The organism is Lacticaseibacillus yichunensis (assembly GCF_003946405.1).
GTDB lineage: Bacteria > Bacillota > Bacilli > Lactobacillales > Lactobacillaceae > Lacticaseibacillus > Lacticaseibacillus yichunensis.
Genome location: NZ_RHOG01000070.1, coordinates 1 through 1469, shown reverse-complemented (window position 1 = coordinate 1469; position 1469 = coordinate 1). Strand labels below are relative to the sequence as shown.

General features: G+C 41.3%; 1 protein-coding gene. It reads left to right on the top strand.

All coding sequences use genetic code 11. The features are described 5' to 3' along the window. Positions 1 to 119: 119 nt before the first annotated feature. The gene (locus EKM95_RS11545) at positions 120 to 1421 is read left to right on the top strand and encodes an ATP-binding cassette domain-containing protein (protein WP_125698564.1); all 1302 of its coding nucleotides are present in this window, start codon (positions 120 to 122) and stop codon (positions 1419 to 1421) included. Positions 1422 to 1469 lie beyond the last annotated feature (48 nt).

Here is a 1469-nt window from a genome sequence, read left to right as displayed (position 1 = left end):
CGATAAACCATGGATAAAACCTCCGAGTGAATTTCGTAAATGCACGGGAAATGTCTGAAAACCGGAATTTCGTATGCATTTATTATATGACAGTAATGACCTAAAATCACTAGTATCAAATGCTACACGTTTTTGAACAGCCACTATGTAGTCTTTTAGTTTTAACAGATTACAAGCGAGCAAAAGCCACTGGCAAAATGAGCATCGACCTACGTGTAGATATTTCCAATTCGGTAATCACGCGGTCGTACTCATCCTTCACAGAGAAGACCGTCGGTAGCTATAGTTCGTGGATGATATCAGACGTAGCCTTAATCGAGCAACGAGGATTTAACAATGTTTTCTCAGTGGTACAGATTATTTCAGATCCGTTGTTTTCGATCGTTGCTCTATTCTCATTTCATTGGAGTCTAGTTATTGTCGCGTTGATTATTGGGGTGGTCACGGTAGGCATTCCGCAGTTGTGGCGTAAACGGCTACAGCAAACCAACCTTGAGACGACTAAGCAAAATGAAGATTTATACGGAACGATAAACGATCAACTGGCTGGCTATGAAACACTTTATTCGTTAGGCCTGACTAAAAGAATCACAGAACAAATTTTAGTGGCTTCTGAATTAGTACTTAAAAAACAGCTACATCAGGTAAGATTCGAAACTGTCGCCTCTAATACCGGCGGATTTATTAATCTGGTTGGGCAACTTGTAATAAACGGTTGGACAGGCTTTCTTATCTTTGCTAAACTCACGCCCATCGGCGCCATTAACTCCACGGCCAGCCTGTCATATAATGTATTAAATTCCCTTGCGGCGTTTAATCCGATTCTGACACAGTTGCAGTCCTTATCGCCAGTTTTCAAAAAATATGAGCTAAATGCACATGTTGATCAAGTGGGCATGCGTGACCAGACTTCTTATGAAACGGCCAATGATATTGAGTTTTCACGTTTTACATACAGCTATAGTTCAGACAAGCCGGCGTTGTTTCACAATTTGAGTTTCATTATTCCAAAAGGCTCGAAAACTCTTATCCAAGGTGAGTCTGGTGCTGGTAAATCGACCTTGCTGCGTGTGTTGGCCGGACAGATTCCTGAGTACACTGGCGCTGTTATGCTTTGTGGGCAAGATCTTTCGCATCTTTCAACACAACAAATACATGAACATGTTCTATATGTAAGTCAGTCTCCTCATATTTTTAGTGCGTCCCTTTTGGATAATCTCTTACTTGGCGATTCATTTACACTACAAGAACTAGATGCTGCGCTTGAGATAACCGATTTGCTAGAACTCGTATCAGCGCTACCGAACGGATTAGATACGATTTTAACTGAGAACGGGAAAAATCTATCTGGCGGGCAGCGTCAGAGAATTGCCTTGGCGAGGTGTTTACTTCGTGGCTGTTCAAAAACGTGTAGCATTTGATACTAGTGATTTTAGGTCATTACTGTCATATAATAAATGCATACGAAA